5 protein-coding genes are annotated in these 6,166 nt (G+C 67.3%); 1 reads left to right on the top strand and 4 read right to left on the bottom strand.

Going from position 1 to position 6,166, the window contains the following annotated elements; translation table 11 throughout:
- Positions 1 to 124 precede the first annotated feature (124 nt).
- Together RTO53_RS04940 and RTO53_RS04935 are read right to left on the bottom strand one after the other, a co-directional pair.
- Positions 125 to 991: an SDR family oxidoreductase gene (locus tag RTO53_RS04940; RefSeq protein WP_312236763.1), complete on the bottom strand. Its 867-nt coding sequence runs from the start codon at positions 989 to 991 to the stop codon at positions 125 to 127.
- A gap of 28 nt (positions 992 to 1,019) precedes the next feature.
- Positions 1,020 to 1,676 carry a class I SAM-dependent methyltransferase gene (locus tag RTO53_RS04935; RefSeq protein WP_312236762.1) on the bottom strand — a complete coding sequence of 219 codons (657 nt, stop codon included), beginning with the start codon at positions 1,674 to 1,676 and terminating at the stop codon, positions 1,020 to 1,022.
- 129 nt (positions 1,677 to 1,805) lie between these two features.
- Here RTO53_RS04935 and RTO53_RS04930 point away from each other — a divergent pair, with 129 nt between their 5' ends.
- Entirely contained in the window at positions 1,806 to 2,477 is a 672-nt protein-coding gene (locus RTO53_RS04930; RefSeq protein WP_312236761.1) for a TetR family transcriptional regulator, read from the top strand.
- A gap of 76 nt (positions 2,478 to 2,553) precedes the next feature.
- Here the strand turns inward: RTO53_RS04930 and RTO53_RS04925 are convergent, their stop codons facing one another.
- Both RTO53_RS04925 and RTO53_RS04920 read right to left on the bottom strand, forming a co-directional pair.
- The gene (locus RTO53_RS04925) at positions 2,554 to 3,180 is read right to left on the bottom strand and encodes a LysE family translocator (RefSeq protein ID WP_312236760.1); all 627 of its coding nucleotides are present in this window, start codon (positions 3,178 to 3,180) and stop codon (positions 2,554 to 2,556) included.
- Positions 3,181 to 3,401: 221 nt separating this feature from the next.
- Positions 3,402 to 6,166 (bottom strand): TonB-dependent receptor (locus RTO53_RS04920; protein WP_312236759.1); only part of this gene is annotated, 2,765 nt, incomplete at its 5' end.

The raw sequence follows: 6,166 nt of genomic DNA, 5'->3' as shown, positions 1-6,166 counted from the left end.
GGTCGCAGCCACGCATGGCGTGGCTCTACCGTTGCCGGGCGATGGGGGTGGGTCGGGCGGGCACGCTGGCGTGCGGTTCCGGTAGTGCCGGCCGCTGGCCGGCTCCAGGCACCCCCAACCGCGCTCAACCGGCGTAATACCCGGGCTGATCGAGATCGCCCAGCAGGTCCGGCCCCACCGGTTCCCATCCCAGCGCTGTGCGGGTGGCGGCACTGGAGGCCGCCATGTTCGCCCCGGCCATCCGCGCGAACCAGCCGAAGTGGTCGGCGCCTCGTGAAACCACCGGCAGCTTCAACCGACTGCCGATTACCTCGGCGATGCGTTTGAACGGCACCGATTCGTCGGCGATGGCGTGATACACCGGGTGTGTCGCCCCGTGCTCCAACGCGAAGCGATACACCCGCGCCGCATCCTGGCGATGCACGCCGGACCAGCAGTTGTCACCCTCGTCCAGGTACGCCGACACGCCCGTGCGCCGGGCCAGTTCGATCAGGATCGGCACGAAGCCGTGCTCGCCCAGCCCGTGCACCGACGGTGGCAGGCGCACCGTTTCCGCGCGGAGACCGCGTTCGACCAGCGCACGGGCGGTGGGCTCGGACAGGCGCGGCGAGCCGGGATCGGGCATATCCGTTTCATACGCACCGCGCCGCAGGCCCAGCAGGCCGGAGGTCACCAGCAGCGGCCGCGCCGACCCGGCCAGCGCATCGCCCAGCGCCTCGATCACGCGCTGGTCCTGCGCGCAATTCTCGATGAACCGTGAAAAGTCGTGGTTGAACGCAGTGTGCACCACCGCGTCAGCCTGGGCCGCGGCATCGCGCAACGTGTCCAGATCGTCGAGCGTGGCGTGGACGACGCCCGCACCGATGGCCCTGAGTGCGGCGGCTTTGTCGGCGCTGCGCGCCTGCCCGGTGACGCGGTGACCCGCGGCGAGGAGTTCGTGGACCACGGCCGAGCCGACCCAGCCGGTCGCGCCGGTAACGAAGACATGCATGTTGAGGTTCCTTGAATCGGGGGGAGGATCAGCCAAGCCGCATCGATAGTTCGACATCTTCGCCGACCGCGACCGAGAGATAGCCACTGCCCGCTGCGCGCACCCGGGCCAGATAGTCCGGTGCGTCGTCGGCATTGTCGGCCACGATGAGTGCGCCCGGCGCGAGGTGCGGTTCGAGCAGGTCCAGGATGTCGGTGTACAGCGCCTTGGCGCCATCGAGCAGGACCAGGTCGATGGACGCGGGAAGGTCCTCGCGCAGGGTCTGCAGGGCATCGCCTTCGCGGATCTCCACCAGGTCATCGACACCCCCCGCGCGCAGGTGTTCGCGCGCGCGCGCCACCTTGCCGGGCTCGAACTCGCTGCTGATCAGGCGCCCGCCGCCATTGTCGCGCAGCGCTGCAGCCAGGTGCAGGGTGGAGATGCCGAAGGAGGTGCCGAACTCAACGATGGCGCGTGCACCGCGGCTGCGCGCCAGCATGTACAGCAGTGTGCCGGTCTCACGCGACACCGGCAGCCACACGTCCTTGAGCTGCGTGTACAGCGCCAGGTACTCGGTGCGGCTGTGCAACAGACGGTCGCGCTCGGCGGCGGACATGCCGGCGAACACGGGGCGGGTGGCCACTTCGGAGGCATCGAACAGGCGCGTCAGCAGCGGCGCCAGGGGGGAGCTTGCAAGGGTGTTCATGGGGATCCTGTCAGCACGATTGAGCGCGGGAGCGCGCCCACCTAGAATGCGAATGATTCGTCGCATTTCCAGAATACGGCGCATCCCAGATCCGCACTATTCGCATTCCCCACCGCGGCTGCCGCGCCCATGACAGAACACGCAACCCCGCAGATTTCCTCAAGAAAACGCCCGCGCCAGACCCGCTCCAGTGCCCTGGTGGCGGTGATCCTGGAGGCGGCTGCTCAGGTTCTGGCCCAGCAGGGCGCCGCCCGTTTCACCACCGCTCGGGTAGCCGAACGTGCCGGGGTGAGCATCGGTTCGCTGTACCAGTACTTCCCCAACAAGGCCGCGATCCTGTTCCGCCTGCAGACCGACGAATGGGCGCAGACCGGTGACGTGCTGCGGCGGACATTGGAAGACACCGCCACGCCACCGCTGCAGCGGCTGCGTGCGCTGGTGCACGCCTTCCTGCGCTCCGAATGCGAGGAGGCGCAGATGCGCGTGGCACTCAGCGATGCCGCCCCGCTCTACCGCGACGCGCCGGAGACACGCCAGGCCCGCGCGCAGGGCGAAGCGGCCTTCGAGACCTTCATGCGCGAGGCGCTGCCGGAGGCGACACCGGCCACGCGTGCATTGGCCGTCGACCTGATCGGGACCACGCTGAGCACGGTGGGCAAGCAATTCTCCAGCAGCGCACCGTCACCGACCGCCATCGATGCCTACGCCGAGGCGATGGCCGACATGTTCTGCGCGTACCTGCAGGCACTGGCGCCACCCGTGCCGGCCGCTGGCCGGCAACCTCATGAACGATGTCGGTAATGCCTGGCTGCCGGCCAGCGGCCGGCAACTCCATGAACGATGACGGTAAAGCCTGGCTGCCGGCCAGCGGCCGGCACTACGGGCGGGCGCGTAGCAGCGCGAGTCCGAAGCCGATGAAGATCGTGCCGACCACGCGGTCGAACACCTTGCGCAGACCCGGCCGCGCCAGATAGCCAGCCAACCCGCGTCCGCCGGCGGCATACACCGCGTACCAGAACATCTCCATCAGCGCGAACGTGCCCACCAGGATCATGAACTGCGGTAGTTGCGGCTGGCTCAGGTCGACGAACTGCGGCAGGAACGCCGAGGCGAACAACAACAGCTTGGGATTGCTGATGCCGATGATGAAGCCATCGCGGAACAGGATGCGTCGCTTGCTGGGGGTGATCGCCGCAGTGCTGCCAACATCGATCGGTGCGTCACCGCCGCGCCACGCCTTGATCCCCAGGTAGACCAGGTAGGCCACGCCGGCATAACGCAGCACGTCGAACACCATCGGCGAAGCCTTGAGCACCGCACCCAGCCCGGCGGCAGAAATCGACAACGCCAGCACCAATGCGCTCAGGCAACCGGCCATGGCCGCGATGCTGCGGCGAAAGCCCACGCGCACGCTGCGGGTCATCACGTGCATCATGTTCGGGCCCGGCGTGCCGCACAGGACGAACACGGTGACGGCGAAGATCCACCAGGTATGCAGGTTCATGGCAACAATCATCGAAGCGGCAGTAGCGCCGGGCCATGCCCGGCTGCCCCATGATGCCTGACCCGGGCAGGCACCGGCACGGCAAACCCACGCAATGGCCGGTACGCGCAACACATTTGTCCGTCCTTGAACGGTGACGGGCGTGGCCGGTTTCCAGCGCGCGCCAGCACCGGGGCGCCGTGCTGGCGCCCCGGTGGCATCACACCTGCCTCAACCGAGGATCAGAACCGCAGATCCGCGCGCATGTACCAGTAGCGACCGCGCGGAATGTCGTAGGTGGAGGCGTCGTAGCCGTTGAGCGAGCACGACAGGCAGATCGGCGGATCCTTGTCGAACACGTTGTTCAAGCCGGCGCTGAGCTGCAGGCCCTTCATCCAGTCGATCTTGTAGCCCACCTGCACGTCATGGAAGGTGGTGGCCTTCAGTTCGTTGGTACCCGCGGTCTGGTCGCTGCACACCGGGAACGCCACGGCATCGCCGCAGTCTTCGGTGAGTTTGGAGATGTGCCGTACCGTCCAGGAGGCATTCCAGTGGGCCAGGTTCCAGCTCAGGTTGACGTTGCTGGTCCACTCCGGGATCGAACTGTCGGAGACTTCCACCCCCGGCTTCTGCGGCTGGCGCTGGCCGGCCGCGCCGACGGCTTCATAGCGGCCGACGAAGGTGTTCTGCCAGCCGAGCTTGAACTTGCCGGCCGCGGTGTCCGGCAGCGTCCAGAACAGGTCCACGTCCCAGCCGTCGGTCTTGATCGAGCCCAGGTTGGTCAGGCGGTTGTTGAAGCCGCTGACCGCACCGGTGGAAGCGCGGGTGATGCCGCCGCAGTACAGCGGGTCCAGCGTGTCCACGCACAGGTCGAGCTGGGTCTGGGCGTTGATCGCCTGGATCGCGCCTTCGATGTTGTGCCGGTAGAAGGTCACGTCCACGTCGAAGCGCTCGGACCACGCGGCGTTGCTGCCGAACCACGGGCTCCACACGAAGCCGGCACTGAAGCTGCGCGAGCGTTCCGGGTCCAGATCGCTGTTGCCGCCGGTGGTGACCGAGATCTGCGAGTTGGCCTGCTGGAAGCCGGCAGGCACGCCAAGCGCGGCGCAGTTGGCGGCGCTGCCGCGTGGCGGAGTACCGCCCAGCCCCACCGAGCACGGATCGAACAGCTGCAGGTCGGCGCGCGCGGCCGAGCCGTACAGCTCGCCGATCGACGGTGCGCGGAAGCCTTCGGCGTAGGTGGTCCGCAGCACGAAGTCGTTGGTCACCTGCCAGCGCAGGCCGTACTTGGGCGTGAATTCACCGCCGAAGGTGGAGTAATCCGAATAGCGCCCGGCCAGGCTGAGATCAAGCTTCTCGCCGATCGCGCTCTTGGCGAAGATCGGGACGCTCAGCTCCAGGTAGGCCTCGTTGACGTCATAGGAACCGGAGGTCGGCAGCGACGGCACGCCGTTGTAGTGGCCGATCACGGTCAGCGGGTCCGGGTCGTAGCGGCCTTCGTACTTGCGGTATTCGTAGCCGGTGGCGAAGGACACCGGACCGGCCGGCAGGCGGAACAGGTCGCTGCTCAGGTTGGCGGTGAACAGGCTCAGTTCGTTCTGGCTGCGGTCGTGCACCACCGGTTGGATCCAGGCCAGCATCGCCGGGGTGATGGTGCCCGGGCCACCGAAGATGTTCAGCGGTACGCAACCGGGCGTGGCCGCGCACACGGCCGGATCGCCCAGGGCCATGTTGACGTTGAAAATGTTGTAGCTGCCGTAGTTGGTCTGCTCGGCCTTGTTCTTGCTGTACATGCCGTTGACGTCCCAGAACCAGCTGCGGTCGGCCGCCTCGAACTGACCGACCAGGCCGGTGGCGAAGTACTGGGTGTTGACCTCCTGCTCGAACACGCGCGCGCCGCCTTCCACCGGGCGACGTCCGATCATGATCAGGTTGTCCGACGAATCCAGGTCGAAGCCGAACGGGTTGTACGGGTTGAGCGCGGAGATGACGATGTTGTCGGCCAGCGGATTGCCGGTGGCGCCGTCGGGACCGAAGAACAGCGGCTCCGGGCCGGCCTGGTTGGTCGACTCGCGCCGGTTGGCCAGCGCCTTGACGTACCACTGCAGGTTGTCGGTGATGTCGAAGCGGAACTGGCCGAAGATGCCTTTGCGCTCGGACGGCGTCAGCACCATGTTGTATTCGGCGAAGTTGAAGCGGTCGGCAGTGCCGAAGCAGTGGTAGCTGTCGGTGCGCGCGCAGCCATCGGCACCGTTGAAGGTAGGCGTGGTGGCGCCGGTGTTCGGGGTGAGGTCGTGGGTGATGCCGGTGTTGGGGTCGGTGAAGATGAAGCGCCCAGTCGGGGTGGCCGAGCTGCCGAAGGACAGGCCGGTACCGGGAATCGGGAAGCGCGACTGCTCGCGATCGCTGGCATACACCGCATCCTGCTTGGTCCAGCTGGCACCGAGGAACAGGCTGTACCGGTCGCCGCGCGTGCCCCAGGCCAGGTCCACGCCCTTCTGGGTACCGTCGCCCTTGCTGTATTCGCCGTAGTTCACGGTCACCTGGCCGCCGTCGAACTCGCGCCGGGTGATGATGTTGACCACACCGGCGATGGCGTCCGAACCGTACAGTGAGGACGCACCGTCCTCCAGCACTTCGATGCGCTCCACGATCGCCAGCGGAATGGTGTTCAGATCGGTGGCCGCGCCCACGCCGGAGGCGGAGGATTCGTTGACCCAGCGGATGCCGTCCACCAGCACCAGCACGCGCTTGGCGCCGAGGTGGCGCAGATCGACCTGGGCCGAGCCGGCACCGACACCGCTGCCATCCGGCGGGAAGCCGAAGTTGCCCGAGGAATTGAATTTGGCATTGAGCGCCGAGCCCGAGCCGGTCAGCTGCTGCAGCACCTCGCCGATGGAGTTCAGGCCGGTGCGTTCGATCTCGGTGCGGGTCAGGGTCTGGATCGGGACTCGCCCTTCCACTTCGGCCCGTTTGATGCGGGTACCGGTCACCTCGACGCGGTCCA

It is taken from the genome of Stenotrophomonas sp., assembly GCF_031995405.1.
Taxonomy (GTDB): domain Bacteria; phylum Pseudomonadota; class Gammaproteobacteria; order Xanthomonadales; family Xanthomonadaceae; genus Stenotrophomonas.
This window is presented reverse-complemented; position numbering and strand designations above follow the sequence as displayed.

Coding starts and splice junctions, on each gene's coding strand:
- RTO53_RS04925 (WP_312236760.1), bottom strand. CDS start 3,180: ATGAACCTGCATACCTGGTGGATCTTCGCCGTCACCGTGTTCGTCCTG.
- RTO53_RS04940 (WP_312236763.1), bottom strand. CDS start 991: ATGCATGTCTTCGTTACCGGCGCGACCGGCTGGGTCGGCTCGGCCGTG.
- RTO53_RS04930 (WP_312236761.1), top strand. CDS start 1,806: ATGACAGAACACGCAACCCCGCAGATTTCCTCAAGAAAACGCCCGCGC.
- RTO53_RS04935 (WP_312236762.1), bottom strand. CDS start 1,676: ATGAACACCCTTGCAAGCTCCCCCCTGGCGCCGCTGCTGACGCGCCTG.